The following is a 14,529-nucleotide window of genomic DNA, read 5'->3' on the forward strand; positions in this document are numbered from 1 at the left end:
GCCATGCAGCTCCGCTCCTTCACCGGCCGCACCATCGCCGACGCCATGGCCAGGGCCCATGCGGCACTTGGCTCCGACGCGATCATGCTGCATTCAGACCGGCTTACCGACGGCAGCGGCGTCATTCTGAGAGCCGCCGCCGGCGGGATCGCGTCCGACGAGGCCGGCCCTGCCCCGGCCATGGGCGCGACCACTGGCACGGCGCTGGCGGTTCCACGGCGGGTCCGTCCGGTCGCCAGACCCGCCGTGGCAACATCGTGGCCCGCTTTCATCGCAGAGCGCTCTGGCAGCGACGGCCTGAACGCGGTGGACACTGCCCGCTTGTGTCTGCTCTACCACGGTCTGTCGGAAGGCCTGATAGAGGACTGGATCGCCCACCGCGACTCGGGAAGTGATGGCAAGGCCATCGGCGTTCTGGTCGCCACCCTGACCCCCATCCTTGATTGCGCTGATGGTCTTGATCAGCGGCCGGGCGCCCGACTGATGATTGCCGGCGCAGCCGGCGCCGGTCGCAGCGTCTATGCGGCTCGTATGGCCATCGCCCTGCACCGGACGGGCCAGCCGGTTGTGCTGATCGATAGCGGTGCACACCACACGCAGAACCCGGCCCACCGCCTGGCAGCGGCGTGCGGTGTGCCACTGAGCGATGGCCATGGCGACGATCCGGCCAGCGCAATCGCGCGGGATACGACCTGCGTTATCGACCTGCCGGCCATGGATCCACGGCAGCGGGATGATTGGCAGCAATTGCGCCGGCATGGCGTAAGAGGCGAGATAATCCCGGTCATCGCCGCCAATGGCGATCCCCATACGGGCGACGAACTGGGACGCGCCTTCGCCGATCTGGGCGCCCGGCGCCTGTTGGTGTCCCACTGTGACGGAGCGGGCCGGCTCGGCGCTCTTGTCATGGCGGCGACAGGCGGCGGGCTTCGCCTGTCGGCCACCGGTGATAGCGGCGATCCGCGACGCGCGCCCGGGCCGGCCTCGGCAGGGCATGTGGCGCGCCTTCTGGCCAGAGTCATGGGCGGGCCGTCATGACCCCGGCGCCGGCCCTGTCCGCCAGCCCCGGCCGCCTGGCCGGCGCCGGACGGCTTCTTGCGGTCGCCTCAGGCAAGGGCGGCGTCGGCAAAACCTGGTTCTCTGTTTCGCTGGCGCACACACTGGCACGCCAGGGCAAGAAGGTCCTGTTGCTGGACGGCGATCTCGGCCTGGCCAATGTGGACGTGCAGCTCAGCCTATTGCCGGCGCATGATCTCTCACAGGTGGTGGCCGGCCAGATCCCCCTGAGCGACGCGGTGACGCCCTATGGGGCCGGCGGATTTGACGTGATCGCGGGACGATCCGGTGGCGTCAACATGGCGGCCACGCCGGCCGCTCGCTTTGATGACCTTCTGGCCGACATTACCGAACTGGCCGGTCGATACGACCACATGATTCTTGATCTGGCGGCAGGCATTGATCCTGGCGTGCGGCGTCTTATCGCCGAAGCCGACACTTGTCTGATTGTCACGACGGAAGAGCCGACGGCGCTGACCGATGCCTATTCCCTGATCAAGGTGATCGCCCGACGCCAGCCGCGGGCAAATCTGAGAATCGTCATCAATATGGCAAGCTCCCAAGCGGCCGGCGAACGAACCTATATGACGTTGCGCAAAGCCTGTGAGGAGTTCCTTTCGCTCAAGCCACCGCTGGCCGGAATTATCCGGGCGGACCCGCACGTGTCACAAGCGATCCGCCATCAGGTGGGCTTGTTCACGCGGTCGCCTACATGCGATGCGGCCAGTGATGTGGAATCCATCAGCCGTCGCCTGCTGGCGCCGGACGAGCGGGCCTCGTCGTCATGAGCGATGTCCACGGCCCCCTGCCGGCCCGGCTGGGCGGCACCACCGGGCAGACCGGTGGCATGCGCGTCACGTTTGTATCGTTCGCCGGCGGCAACAGCCTGCCGGGATCGGTTGGCGAAGTACTGAGCGGCACAGTCATGGGCCGGGACAACCAGGGCCATACGCTGATTCGCACCAGCCAGGGCCAGTTGACCATCAACACCAGCCTGAACCTGCCGGAGGGCGCCACCGTACGGTTGCAGGTGCAGATCGTCGGCGCCCAGACGCACCTGGTGCTGTTGTCGGTCAATCAGCAGGCCCTCAGCCAGTCGCGCCTGGCCACGCCACCGCTGGCAGCGACAAGCGGCGGCACGACTCCGCCGACACCGGCCTCCGTCACGCAAACACCACCAAGCGTTGGCCCAGGATCACCAGTCCTGAGCGGGCACCTGCTGGCCAATACCGGCGGCCCCGGCGCATCTGTCGCGGCCCCGGTAGCCGGCACCTCAACCAACCCAACGACATTGGACAGTACGAATGCATTGCGCCTGCGATTGCTTGCGGTCGCTGACGCCGGATCAGGCCTCACCCGCGCACAGATGCCGCAGAGTCTTCTGCAGGGCGATGTGGCAACACTGAGTGGTGAGGTCATCGGGCGGGATTCAAACAGCGCGCAGGTGCGGACCGCGGCCGGCGTCATCATCCTGTCCGGCAACCACCCCCTGACCAATGGCCAGCGTGTTCTGCTCCAGTTGTTGCCGGGCCAGTCCGTGGCGACAGGACCGGCTGTCGCCGGCGCCGCCGCGGCAGGGACACACGCGCCGTTGCAGAGCCTGGCCCATCCGGGAAGCCTGGCGGCATCGGCCTGGCACACGCTGGCGGCCGGCTGGCCGGCCATGCGCGACACTCTTTCCATCCTGACCGCAGCGGACAGTGGCGCAAGCGCACACCTTCTTTCCACGGTTCTGCCCCAACCAGGTCCACGCTTCACACCGCAGATTCTGGCTCTCATCAGCGCGTTGGTGCAGGGTGACTTCAGCCGATGGTTCGGTGGACGCGCCAGCGAGGCACTGGGTGAACTGGGCCGCGGCGATCTGATCAGTCGTCTGGATGACGATTTCGGGCAATTGGCGCGACTTGCCGGCCCACGCAGCGAGGGAGACTGGCGGACTTTTCTTTTGCCCGTTTTCTATGACGGCGCTTTTCACCCGGCCCGGCTGTCACTCCACCGTCGCGGCAAAGGCAAAAGGGTTGAAGATGGCTCACAGCGGTTTCTGGTAGAGGTCACCCTTAGCGCCCTGGGTCAGTTGCAACTGGACGGGCTGGTGCACAAACGTCACCTGGACCTGATGGTGCGGACGGCCACCCCGCTCAGCGAGGCGATACGCACGGACCTGCGCGCCATATATGCGAGTGCCATGGAGGAAGCCCGGTTCAGTGGCGTTCTTCGATTCAATGCGGGCAGTGGTTTTCCGTCGGCGGCCAAGGATTCACCGCCGGTTCTATCCGGGCTGACCGTCTAGGCGGACGAGCGCCGGGAGTGGGCGCGCCGGTGCCGGTCAATGGCGATGTCGTCAATGGTGATCTGCTCCGCCCGGTCGCGCGCTGTTTTCTCGGCTGACGCGCGATGCTCCAGCGTCAGCTCGATTTTCTTAACATCGGCGAAGGCCACAGCGACACCATCACGAACCGTCGCAACGTCCTGTATGGCTTGACGCACAGCCGTATCCAGGTCCTGCCGCCGCTGCCGCATCCGGTCAAGCCACGGCCCAAGTGCGGCACCGCCAAACCCGTCCTGACGGGCCAGATCAAACTCCGCCGCTATGGATACGTCCAGGCGTTGCCGGGAACGGCGCGCCTCTGACAGACGCGCCTCGGCCGCCAACAGGTCTTTCTTGCGTTCATCCAGCGTCCACCGCCGGAGCTTGAGAATTGTATTCAGGCCTTTTGCCATGGTCAGGGCGAGCTGCCGCCGGCCGGTCAGGCGGCGGTGCGGGCGCGACCAGGCTCAGCGCTCTTCGCCGCGCCCGGCGCCGCGCCATCACCATCGGCCGCCTGGCCATCGCCATCTTCCTGCAACATCCGGCGAAGGTCGTCATAGCCGTCCGCCAACACGGCCTGTTCATCGGGCAACTGCCCGAGAAACGCCTCGATCCGCGGGTAGAGACGAATGGACTGATCGACATCCCGATCGCTGCCCTGGCGGTAAGCGCCGATGCGAATCAACTCCGCCATGTCCTCATAGCGGGCCAGGACGCCACGCGCCCGACTGACCAGATCCGTTTCGTCCGGCGTATTGCAGTCCGGCATGGTGCGGCTGATGCTGCGCAGGATATTGATGGCTGGATAGCGGCCACGCTCGGCGATATCGCGTTCGAGGACGATGTGCCCATCGAGAATGCCGCGCACCGCATCGGCTATGGGTTCATTGTGATCGTCGCCTTCCACCAGAACACTGAACAGTCCGGTGATATTGCCCTGGCCGGCACGGCCGGGGCCGGCCCGCTCCAGCAATTTGGGCAGTTCGGCAAAAACCGATGGAGTATAGCCCTTCGACGTAGGGGGCTCGCCGGCCGAAAGTCCGATATCCCGCAATGCCATGGCAAAGCGGGTCACGCTGTCCATCAGGCACAGCACCTCGAGCCCCTGGTCGCGGAAATACTCGGCCACCGCCAGTGTGGCATGGGCCGCCTGCCGCCGCATAAGAGGCGATTCGTCGGACGTGGCTACAACCAGAACGCTGCGGGCCAGCCCGTCGGGCCCCAGATCATCCTCGATGAACTCCTGCACCTCGCGCCCGCGTTCGCCGATCAGGCCAATGACAATGACGTCGGCATGGGTGAATCGCGCCAGCATGGACAGCAGCATTGATTTGCCCACGCCGGAGCCGGAGAAAATTCCCATGCGCTGGCCACGACAACAGGTGAGGAATGTGTTGATTGCCCGCACCCCGAGATCGACCTTGCCGCCTAGGCGCTGGCGTTGGTGGGCCGGCGGCGGCGGCGCCCGGAAAGGGTAAGCCGTGCGTCCGGCGACAACCGGCCCCTTACCGTCGATCGGCTCGCCGAGAGCGTTGATGGCGCGGCCCAGCCACGAACGGTCCGGGTGCAGAGCCGGCCGGCCGGCCGCCACCTCCGCCATGCAACCGAGACCGATTCCCTCGAGCGGACTGAACGGCATGAGAAGCGCCCGGGCCTGGCGAAATCCAATGACCTCGCAGGGCACCCGCCGGCCATCCCGCGCCACAAGATTGCAGCGGTCGCCGACAGACAGGCGGCGCTCTACGCCGCCGACCTCAACCAGCATGCCGAGGACCGCCGTTACGCGGCCATAGACCTGATAATCCGGCAAGGACCGGATTGCCTCAATTACCGCCGATGGGTCCAATTGCCTCCCCCGATTGCCCTGGCATGACCCGCGAAATCGGCCTGCCCGGCCAATCTGACCGGCGCCGACTTAAGGTTCAGTAAACCAAGGAAAAGCGAGCCAGGCACCGCCTTTGGCCGGTGGCGGCCGGTTTTCATGACCGGCGGTCTCGTCAGCCTTCTGTTAATCGGCTATTAACCCTGCCGCGACAGAATGATTAACAGGTTCAGTTAGCGACGCCTTAAGGCGGGTCCGGATCAGGGGAAGCAGACAGCCATGCGGGTATTACTAGTCGAGGACGATTCATCGACGGCAAAGACCATTGAGGCCATGCTCAAGGCCGAGGGCTTTGTCTGCGATACGACCGACCTGGGTGAAGACGGCCTGGAGATCGGCAAGCTATATGACTATGACATCATCGTCCTTGACCTGATGTTGCCCGACATCGACGGCTATGAAGTTCTGCGACGCCTGCGCGCGGCGCGGGTGGCCACGCCGATCCTCATTCTTTCGGGCCTTGGCGAGACCGAGAGCAAGGTCAAGGGTCTGGGCATCGGCGCCGACGACTATCTGACCAAACCTTTCGACCGCACCGAACTGGTGGCACGAATCAACGCCGTCATCCGGCGCACACGCGGCCACTCAGACGCCGTCATCCGCACCGGCAAGCTGACCGTCAATCTCGATGCCAAGACCGTCGAGGCAAACGGCCAGTCCATCCACCTGACCGGCAAGGAATACGGCATTCTGGAGCTGCTGAGCCTGCGCAAGGGCACGACCCTGACCAAGGAGATGTTCCTTAACCACCTCTATGGCGGCATGGACGAACCTGAGCTCAAGATCATCGATGTGTTCGTATGCAAGCTGCGCAAGAAGCTGACCGGGGCCTGCGGCGACAACTATATCGAGACCGTATGGGGCCGCGGCTATGTGCTGCGCGACCCGCCGGCAAAGACCGAGCAGGCGGCCTGAGCTTTCCCGACAACCAACGGTAAACGGCGGACCAGAAGTCCGCCGTTTTTCTTATGGGCCGGCGGCGGACCAGAGGTCCGCCGTATTCACTATGTGCCGGGCGCCTCTGACTGAAATACCAGGTGGTGTAGGCCGCCGCTACCGCTGCGCAGGGCAAGACGGCCGCCAAGACGGGCCGCCAGAACCGCCGCCAGATGCGCCTGAACAGTCTCCGGCGTCGCCTCGCCGGTGGCCGCACCGGTGGCGACCAACATCACTGGGCCATCGGCGACCAGTCGTTCGGCCCCCATGGCCAGGCTGAACTCAGCTGCCGGCCCCCCGGCGGCATGGACTTCCAGGGTGCCACCGAACGGCATGACGGCCGCCGCGACGCCGATCATATTGAGGATCAGCTTGGCCGTCACACGATCAAAATCCGCCACCTGTTCAGCATCCGGCCAGGCAAATGTCAGACGCCCGGATTCGAGCCACGCCGCCGCCACGTCGCGCAGATCCACCGCCGTGCGCTGGCTGTCACGATCCCCGCCTATGCCGAAAGCCAGCCGGAAATAGGCCAGGCGCCGTGATGCCTCGCCTGCCGCGTGGGCCAGCAACTGGATGATCTCGCCATCGCCGCCGCCAACGTCCTGCAGCAATTCGACACCATTGGCCACCGCCCCCACCGGACTGGCCAGATCGTGACACAGCCTGGCGCACAGAGCCTCGACTGCCGCAGCGCACAGTGACTCGGCGCGGTTATCTGCCGGCGCCAAAGACATGGTCATGTGAATTCCCCTGAACGTCCCCTGTCCAGCGCTATAGTGGCCGGCGCGCCTGCTCGGATCAATGCGCTACGGACCGGCCCTCGCCGTCTGTAGCGGCGGCCAACAGCAGCGCTTCCGCCCGCGCCAGATCATCAGGCGCGTTGGCATTGAAGAACGGGTCGACCGGCACCGTAGCGAACTCTGCACGGGCCAGGCGGAAACGGCCGGTCCAGGCGCCAACCTTGCGCAGGCCGTCCACGTCCATGGCTGTACGCAAATCATCAGCCAAGGATACAGGCCATAAGCCAATCACCGGATGGTCGCGGCCGGCAGACGCGGCACAGGCCATATCAGCGCCGGCGTCGTGGCGCGCCGCCACAAGCCGGGATACCAGATCCCTCGGTAGAAACGGGCTATCCGTGGGCGCCGTGACGATGAACGGGCACGCGGGAGCGCACCGACGCGCCCAGTCCATGCCGGCCAGAACACCGGCCAGAGGACCGGGGTTGCCAGCCTGAGCATCAGCCACCACCGGCAAGGCAAAGGCGGCAAAGCGCGACGGATCGCCATTGGCATTGAGAACGAGGGCCCGCACCTGCGGCGCCAGACGGTCACGGGCGCGGGCCAGCAATGTTCTGCCGGCCACCGGACGCAGGCATTTGTCGCCGCCGCCCATGCGCCGCGCCAGCCCGCCGGCGAGCAGAACCCCCACGACACCATCGCCCGCCGGGCCGGGACCCGCTTCGCCACGGCCAGGGTCGCCCCCGGTCATAGGGCGGGGTCCGTGACCTGGTCCGCCGCCTTGCGCCGGCTGCGGCGCGGTTCCTCCGCGACGGTATCGGGATCCTGATCGTAAATCAGCCGGTGCTTGCCGGACAGGACAAGGAACCGCTTGCCGCGGACCCGGCCTATCAGAGTCAGTCCGGCCTGTCTGGCCAACGATACGCCCCAGGCAGTGAAGCCCGAGCGCGACAGGACGATGGGAATCCGCATTTGCACGGCCTTGATGACCATCTCACTGGTCAGGCGCCCGGTGGTGTAGAAGATCTTGTCTTCCGGCGAAATGGCGTTGAGCGCCATATAGCCGGCGATCTTATCCACCGCATTGTGGCGCCCCACATCCTCCATATAGATCAGCGGCCGATCCTCGCGGCACAGCACGCAGCCGTGGATCGCCCCGGCCTCCAGATAGAGGCTGGGGGTGGCGGTTATGGCCTTCGACAGGGCGTAGAGCCATGAGGTGCGAAGGGTTGCGCTGTCGGACAGGGATATGGAGTCAAAGGCCTCCATCATATCGCCGAAGACCGTCCCCTGGGCGCAACCCGAGGTCTGGGTGCGGCGGCTGAGCTTTGCCTCGAAATCCGTTTCCCGCTCGGTCCGGACAACGACAGCGTCGATGTCCGGGACATGCTCGACAGCCGTGATCGGATTGTCCGACGGCAGCATATTCTGGTTAAGCAGGTAGCCGACGGCGAGATATTCCGGATAGTCGCCGATAGTCATCATCGTCACGACTTCACGGCTGTTGAGGTAGAGAGTCAGCGGCCGTTCAACGGTGACCGACGTCTCGACCTCCGCGCCACTCTGGTCATGTCCGGTCAAACGTTCCGTCAATCGTGGATCGGCCGGGTCGGGCTGGACAAGATAGCTCTTCATCGCGTCACCATATGGACTTGGCAGCCGGGGCTGGCAAGCGCAGCATGATCCTGACACCGTGGCGCACCGACCGGACAATGGGTCCTATCGTCCCGGCCACCCTGCCATCGCGCCGTTTTCCGCCAGGGTCGGCCAGGGACCGGACCCGCGACCGACACGAGAAACCCGCCCCGATGGCCTCTCTCCGCCCCGCCCGCATGATCAGTGTGATCAGTGACGGAAACTTCCGCCGCCTGTGGATGACCGGCTGGCTCACCTGGACCACACGCTGGCTGGAAATCCTGGCCATCGGAGTCACCGTCTATCAGCTTACCCAGTCGGCCTTCCAGGTCACGCTGATGATGACGATCCGCATGGCGCCGATGCTTTTTCTCGGCACCTTCGTTGGCGCCCTGGCCGACCGTGTGGATCGCAAGACGCTGCTGGCCGGCGGTCTGGTCGTCCTGTCGCTGACCGCCGCCTGCCTGGCGGCCATCGCCTTCAGCGGCCATCTTGCCTTGTGGCACATTGGCGTCGGCGCGCTGGTCAACGGCATGTTCGGCGCTACTGAGATGCCGGTGCGCCGCACCATGCTGGGCACCGCGGCTGGCCCGGAGCGCATGAGTGCTGCCCTCAGCCTGGATTCGGCGACGAACAATCTGACCCGCATGATCGGCCCGATCCTGGGCGGCGTGGTGGTCGAGCGGATCGGTCTGCAAGGCGCCTATGCCATCGCAGCGGTGGCCTATGCGGGAGGCGTCTTTCTCGTCCTGCCCATCAGCTTGCCGCCGCCACCGCGCGCGGCCGTCCTGGCAACCAGAGGCGTCATCGCCACCGGGCGGCAGATCGGGCGGCAGATCGCTGAAGGCCTGCGCTTTGCCCTGGGCAATCAGGTGATCAAAGCGACCCTGGCGGTGACAATGCTGGTGAACTTCTGGGCGTTTTCCTATGGTTCGCTTATCCCGGTGGTCGGCGCGGAGGACCTGAATCTGACGCCAACAGCCATCGGTGTGCTGGCCGCGGCCGATGCCTTGGGCGCGTTTCTGGCCTCGTTGCTGGTGGCCTTCATCGCGCCCGGTCGCGACTACACCCGCATCTATGTGGGCGGCTCCGCCCTGTTCCTGGCTGGCGTTCTGATTTTTTCATTTGTTGACGGCTACACCGCCGCTCTGGCGGTTCTGGTTTTTGCCGGATTCGGCATCTCCGGATTTGGCGCCATGCAAAGCACCATCATCCTGACCGCGACGCCGCCGGAACTCAGATCACGGGTGATGGGCGTCCTCAGCATGAGCATCGGTGCATCGCCACTGGGCCTGTTGCATCTGGGCTTTATGGCGGAGATGTTCAGCGCCAGGACGGCACTGTCCATTATCGCCATTGAGGGGCTGGCCGCGCTGGCCCTGTGCTTGATCGTCTGGCCGGTGCTGTGGCGCAGTCGGGAGTTGAGCCCGGCCACAAGCCAGACCGCCGCCGCCGCGCCGACACCAACGACCACGTCGCATACGATTCGCCGTTAACCTTTTCTTTGCTCCGGAGCCGCAGGCTGGTATCCGCCACGAACCGACACTAGCCAAGAGGATGCGCCAGCCATGGGGCGATCAGCGCTCACGTCACTGGCTGTCGTCATGACGGCATTGCTGATTTCCGGCTGTGCGGCCAGCCCGGTGCTGTCCATCGCCTCTACATTAGTCAGCGGAATCACCTACATTTCGTCCGGCAAGAGCCTGACCGACGTGGCCATATCCGGAGCGGTGGACAGCGACTGCGCGACATTGAACATTCTGCGTGGGCAGCCCATGTGCAACACGGCCGCCCTCAACCCCACCAGTGGCCTGGCCAGTGAACTCCACCGCCTGCAACCGGCGGCCGGGCTCGCCGCCGACGGTACGGCCACGCAGGTTGCCAGCCGCCGCACGAACAGCGGCAATCGGCAAATATTCGGCACGGTGCGGACCGTATCCATTGCCCTGCCGGACGATGCCCAGCCGGAGGACCGCCGATCACAGTTCGCGCTGGCCTGGACCTTGAGCGACGTGGTGCGCGGCTGTGACGATATGGCCCGCCTGGCGCTGGAGATGGGCCAGAATGCTGCTGCCGGCCATTTTCTGATCGAAACGACCCGCCTGCGCCCGGCCCATCTGCGCAGCCTGGTCGCGTTGCCCCGCGGCGTCATGAGCCCGCCTATCGAAACGGCGGGTCGCATCCACCTGTTCATGCGCTGCGACTCCCTGCAGGTCGCCAGCAGGTCCTGACCCGCGCTATACGCGGCCCGCGTCACGCCATACACTTCGCGCTGATTCCGCAGGTGATCCAGCGGGCGGGCGGCCCACCATCGGCACGACGTCCTGGCCCGACCACCTGAGTCCGGACAGACGAGATGCGCCGCCCATGTGGGAAATCTTCCAGTCCCTGAGCCTTGCCGTTGACCTGATTGCCCGGCTCGACCGTGAGCTGGTGGGCATTATCCTGCTGTCGCTGCGGGTCAGCCTGTCCGCTGTTCTGATCGCCGCCGCCATCGGGCTTCCGCTGGGCGCGGCGCTGGCCCTGTTCCGCTTTCCCGGCCGACGTATCCTGGTTGTCCTGACCAACGCCCTGATGGGCCTGCCGCCGGTAGTGGTCGGACTGATCGTCTTCCTGTTGCTTTCGCGGTCCGGCCCGCTGGGCGTCCTCGGCCTGCTGTTCACGCCGGCGGCCATGATCATCGCCCAGGTGGTGCTGGTGACGCCGATTATCGCCGCATTGTCGCGGCAAATGCTGGAGAGCGAGTGGGCCGTATATGAGGAGCAGCTGCGCTCGCTCGGCGCCGGCCCGGCGCGCGCCATCCGTACTCTGTTGTGGGACGGCCGCTACGCTTTGCTGACCACTGTCCTGGCCGGCTTTGGCCGGGCCAGCGCGGAGGTCGGGGCGGTCATGATTGTCGGTGGAAACATCGAACAGGTCACCCGGGTGATGACCACGACCATCGCCCTGGAGACCAGCAAGGGTAATCTGCCGCTGGCCCTGGCATTGGGCTTTGTGCTGCTGACCCTGGCCCTTGTGGTCAATGGCGCCGCGGCGGCCATGGGCAGCGCCCTGGCGCCCAAGCGGCCATGACCGACAGCGCCGTCACAACCCCGGGCGCGGCCGCAGACGTGGAGCTATATCCCCATTTGCAGCGCACCGTCAGCCAAATCCTACCACTGTCACTTGAGGCGGTGTCCTATGTGGTTGCCGGCCAGCCCCTTCTGCAGGACATCACCATGACCCTGGACGGGGGCCCGAGAACCCTGCTGTTAGGCCCCAATGGCGCCGGGAAGAGCCTGTTGCTGCGCATCTGCCACGGTCTTCTGGCGCCGACCGGCGGCGCGGTCCGGTGGCGCGGAGCGAAAGGCGCCAACCCGGCACCGCACCAGGCCATGGTCTTTCAGCGGCCGGTCATGCTGCGGCGTTCCGCCATGGCCAACATCACCTATGCCCTGGCTTTGAAAGGAATCGCCCGCAGCGAGCGCATCGCCCGGGCGACTCTTGCCTTGCGCGCAACCGGTCTCAGCGATATTGCGGCGCGGCCGGCGCTGGTCCTGTCGGTCGGCGAACAGCAACGGCTCGCGCTGGCGCGCGCCTGGGCGACGCGACCGGACGTGCTGTTCCTCGACGAACCTACGGCCAGTCTTGACCCGGCGGCGACGCGCGCCGTGGAGTCCATCATTCAAGCCATCCACGCCGCCGGCACAAAGATCGTCATGACCACTCACGACCTCGGCCAGGCACGGCGCCTGGGCGACGAAATCGTCTTTCTGCATCGCGGGCATGTGCGGGAACGGACACCGGCGCAGCAGTTCTTCAAGGCGCCTGAAAGCGTGGAGGCGCAGGCCTTCATCGATGGAAGTCTCACATGGTAGGGGCGGCGGTCGGACGGTTTCTCGCGAGCCTGCTCGCGATTCTAGTGATTGCCCTGGTCCTGCCTGGCCCGGCCGCCGGTCAAACGGAACGACTACGCCTGATCGCCACGACAACGCTTGAAAGTTCCGGCTTTCTCAACGCCATCGTGCCCCAGTTTGAGGCGGCTACCGGTTTGCGCGTGGAGACGATTATCGTTGGCACGGGACAAGCACACGATCTGGCGCGCCGCGGTGAAGGCGATGTTGTGTTGACCCACGATCCGGCAGGCGAACGCGCCCTGGTGGCGGAAGGTGTGGTTAGTGAACGGCGGCCGGTGATGACCAATCATTTTGTCATTGCCGGCCCGGCCGATGACCCAGCCGGTATCCGCAGCGTAAGGCGAGCCGAAGACGCCTTTGCCCGCATTGCCACCAGCCAGGCCGGTTTTATCTCGCGCGGCGACGACAGCGGAACCCACAGGGTCGAGCAGCGCATCTGGCAAGCCGCCGGCCTGGAGCCGGAGTCCCTGTCACGACGGTGGTATCGGCCGGTCGGCCAGGGCGCCGGCGCCGCCCTGAGAATTGCCGCTCAGCTTGGCGCCTATGTCCTGGTCGATTCGGCGACGCTGGCGGCGCAGGCCACCGATGGACTGGATCTGCTGCTGGAGCCGGAGCCACAGTGGTCCAATGCCTATGCGGTCATGATGGTCAGTGCGGAACGCCACCCCGCCGTCAATCAGGCAGCGGCAGAAGCGCTGATCGACTGGCTGACCGGCCCGGCCGGCCAGGCTGCAATCAGCACATTCCGCATTGGCGGCGCGGCCGCCTTCAGCCCGGCCGCAGATGGCGGCTGAGGCACGGGCCCCGCGGCATGCGCGGCCGCGTGCGGTCCCGCGCGGGCGTGGTCGAGAGCTGACCGGTGTGATAGCCTGAAAAGCGTCCTATCCGGTTGGTTTTGCCGACGGCAGTCCCATATGAATGGGGACGAGGCGCGAAGAACCACCGGGCCTCGGGCGAATAACACCGGCTCCTGACGGAGCGGCGAAGCGAGAGAATGGAGACTATGCCCCAGGACACCCGGCCGGACCGACTGACGCCCGCAGGCCCGCAGACTTTCCGCGCACAGCAATCGGCGCCGCTGGTGGACCCGTTTCAGCGCGCCATTACCTATCTGCGCGTGTCGGTCACCGATCGATGCGATTTCCGCTGCGTCTATTGCATGGCGGAGGACATGGCCTTCCTGCCGAAGAAGGATGTGCTGAGTCTCGAAGAACTGGACAGGATCGCCAGCGCCTTTGTTGCCCTGGGCGTACGCAAGCTGCGGCTGACCGGCGGCGAGCCTCTGGTCCGGCGCGATGTCATGAGCCTGTTCCGCAGTCTGAGCCGCCACCTGGAGTGCGGCGCGCTGGACGAGCTGACGCTGACCACCAATGGCAGCCAGCTTGCGCGCTTCGCCGAAGAGCTGGCCCATATCGGCGTACGCCGGATCAATGTGTCTTTGGATACGCTGGACCCGGACGTTTTCGTCAAGCTGACGCGGTGGGGGAAGTTCGACAAGGTGATGGCGGGCATCGAAGCCGCAAAGAAGGCCGGACTGCAGGTCAAGCTCAACGCGGTTGCGCTGAAGGGCGTCAATGATCACGAGTTTGATCGTTTGATCGCCTGGTGCGGCGACCAGGGATTCGATCTGACGCTGATTGAAGTCATGCCGCTGGGCGACATTGGCGAACAACGGGTCGATCAGTACCTGCCGCTGTCCCTCGTCCGCAGCGATCTGGAAACGCGGTGGACCCTGGACGACAGCGACTATCGTTCCGGCGGTCCGGCGCGCTATGTCACCGTGCGCGAGACAGGCCAGCGCCTTGGATTCATTACGCCCCTGACTCACAATTTCTGCGAATCGTGCAATCGGGTGCGCCTGACCTGCACGGGCCAACTGTATATGTGCCTTGGCCAGGAAGATTCCGCGGACTTGCGGTCCGTCGTTCGCCGCAGTGAATCCGATACTCCCCTGCAGGAGGCAGTCCGCGCGGCCATCGCGCGCAAGCCAAAAGGGCACGATTTCATTATCGACCGGCGGCACGACCGGCCCGCGGTCGGCCGCCATATGAGCATGACCGGCGGCTAGGCCGG

General features: G+C 65.6%; 15 protein-coding genes. 10 read left to right on the plus strand and 5 right to left on the minus strand.

The features are described 5' to 3' along the window. Positions 1-3 precede the first annotated feature (3 nt). Genes RIE31_03025 through RIE31_03035 form a run of 3 tightly spaced genes read left to right on the plus strand, consistent with a single transcriptional unit; the run spans position 4 to position 3,346 of the window. Positions 4-1,038, plus strand: coding sequence for a hypothetical protein (locus RIE31_03025; protein ID MEQ8639575.1), 1,035 nt, complete (start codon positions 4-6; stop codon positions 1,036-1,038). Continuing rightward, complete coding sequence (locus RIE31_03030) at positions 1,035-1,844, plus strand: P-loop NTPase (GenBank protein MEQ8639576.1); 810 nt, start codon at positions 1,035-1,037, stop codon at positions 1,842-1,844. The genes RIE31_03025 and RIE31_03030 overlap by 4 nt, the downstream gene beginning before the upstream one ends. Beyond that, positions 1,841-3,346, plus strand: coding sequence for a hypothetical protein (locus tag RIE31_03035; protein MEQ8639577.1), 1,506 nt, complete (start codon positions 1,841-1,843; stop codon positions 3,344-3,346). Before RIE31_03030 ends, RIE31_03035 begins: the two co-directional genes overlap by 4 nt. Here RIE31_03035 and RIE31_03040 read toward each other — a convergent pair. Further along, a complete protein-coding gene (locus tag RIE31_03040) occupies positions 3,343-3,777 on the minus strand; it encodes a hypothetical protein (protein ID MEQ8639578.1) in 435 nt (144 codons plus the stop codon). The two genes, RIE31_03035 and RIE31_03040, sit on opposite strands and share 4 nt — an antisense overlap. A gap of 26 nt (positions 3,778-3,803) precedes the next feature. After that, positions 3,804-5,174, minus strand: a complete 1,371-nt coding sequence (gene fliI / locus RIE31_03045) for a flagellar protein export ATPase FliI (GenBank protein ID MEQ8639579.1) — start codon at positions 5,172-5,174, stop codon at positions 3,804-3,806. A 291-nt stretch (positions 5,175-5,465) separates the two neighbouring features. Here fliI and RIE31_03050 point away from each other — a divergent pair, with 291 nt between their 5' ends. Beyond that, positions 5,466-6,161 carry a response regulator transcription factor gene (locus tag RIE31_03050; GenBank protein MEQ8639580.1) on the plus strand — a complete coding sequence of 232 codons (696 nt, stop codon included), beginning with the start codon at positions 5,466-5,468 and terminating at the stop codon, positions 6,159-6,161. A gap of 89 nt (positions 6,162-6,250) precedes the next feature. Here the strand turns inward: RIE31_03050 and RIE31_03055 are convergent, their stop codons facing one another. From RIE31_03055 to RIE31_03065, 3 genes are read right to left on the minus strand one after another with little or no spacing between them, the layout of a single operon-like run. Continuing rightward, positions 6,251-6,925: a histidine phosphotransferase family protein gene (locus RIE31_03055; GenBank protein MEQ8639581.1), complete on the minus strand. Its 675-nt coding sequence runs from the start codon at positions 6,923-6,925 to the stop codon at positions 6,251-6,253. Between the two features lie 58 nt (positions 6,926-6,983). Then, on the minus strand, positions 6,984-7,676 hold the full coding sequence (gene mobA / locus RIE31_03060; GenBank protein ID MEQ8639582.1) for a molybdenum cofactor guanylyltransferase MobA: 693 nt from the start codon (positions 7,674-7,676) through the stop codon (positions 6,984-6,986). Further along, a complete protein-coding gene (locus RIE31_03065) occupies positions 7,673-8,560 on the minus strand; it encodes a formate dehydrogenase accessory sulfurtransferase FdhD (protein ID MEQ8639583.1) in 888 nt (295 codons plus the stop codon). The genes mobA and RIE31_03065 overlap by 4 nt, the downstream gene beginning before the upstream one ends. A gap of 173 nt (positions 8,561-8,733) precedes the next feature. Here RIE31_03065 and RIE31_03070 point away from each other — a divergent pair, with 173 nt between their 5' ends. The 6 genes from RIE31_03070 (at position 8,734) to moaA (ending at position 14,524) form a co-directional block, all read left to right on the plus strand. After that, on the plus strand, positions 8,734-10,056 hold the full coding sequence (locus RIE31_03070; GenBank protein MEQ8639584.1) for an MFS transporter: 1,323 nt from the start codon (positions 8,734-8,736) through the stop codon (positions 10,054-10,056). A 72-nt stretch (positions 10,057-10,128) separates the two neighbouring features. Next, a complete protein-coding gene (locus RIE31_03075; GenBank protein ID MEQ8639585.1) occupies positions 10,129-10,791 on the plus strand; it encodes a hypothetical protein in 663 nt (220 codons plus the stop codon). A 136-nt stretch (positions 10,792-10,927) separates the two neighbouring features. Then, positions 10,928-11,632: an ABC transporter permease gene (locus tag RIE31_03080; protein MEQ8639586.1), complete on the plus strand. Its 705-nt coding sequence runs from the start codon at positions 10,928-10,930 to the stop codon at positions 11,630-11,632. Continuing rightward, positions 11,629-12,417: an ATP-binding cassette domain-containing protein gene (locus RIE31_03085; GenBank protein ID MEQ8639587.1), complete on the plus strand. Its 789-nt coding sequence runs from the start codon at positions 11,629-11,631 to the stop codon at positions 12,415-12,417. Before RIE31_03080 ends, RIE31_03085 begins: the two co-directional genes overlap by 4 nt. Next, on the plus strand, positions 12,411-13,250 hold the full coding sequence (locus RIE31_03090; protein MEQ8639588.1) for a substrate-binding domain-containing protein: 840 nt from the start codon (positions 12,411-12,413) through the stop codon (positions 13,248-13,250). Before RIE31_03085 ends, RIE31_03090 begins: the two co-directional genes overlap by 7 nt. Positions 13,251-13,459: 209 nt before the next feature. Continuing rightward, positions 13,460-14,524: a GTP 3',8-cyclase MoaA gene (gene moaA / locus RIE31_03095; GenBank protein MEQ8639589.1), complete on the plus strand. Its 1,065-nt coding sequence runs from the start codon at positions 13,460-13,462 to the stop codon at positions 14,522-14,524. Positions 14,525-14,529 lie beyond the last annotated feature (5 nt).

This window comes from Alphaproteobacteria bacterium (assembly GCA_040218575.1).
Classification (GTDB): domain Bacteria; phylum Pseudomonadota; class Alphaproteobacteria; order JAVJRE01; family JAVJRE01; genus JAVJRE01.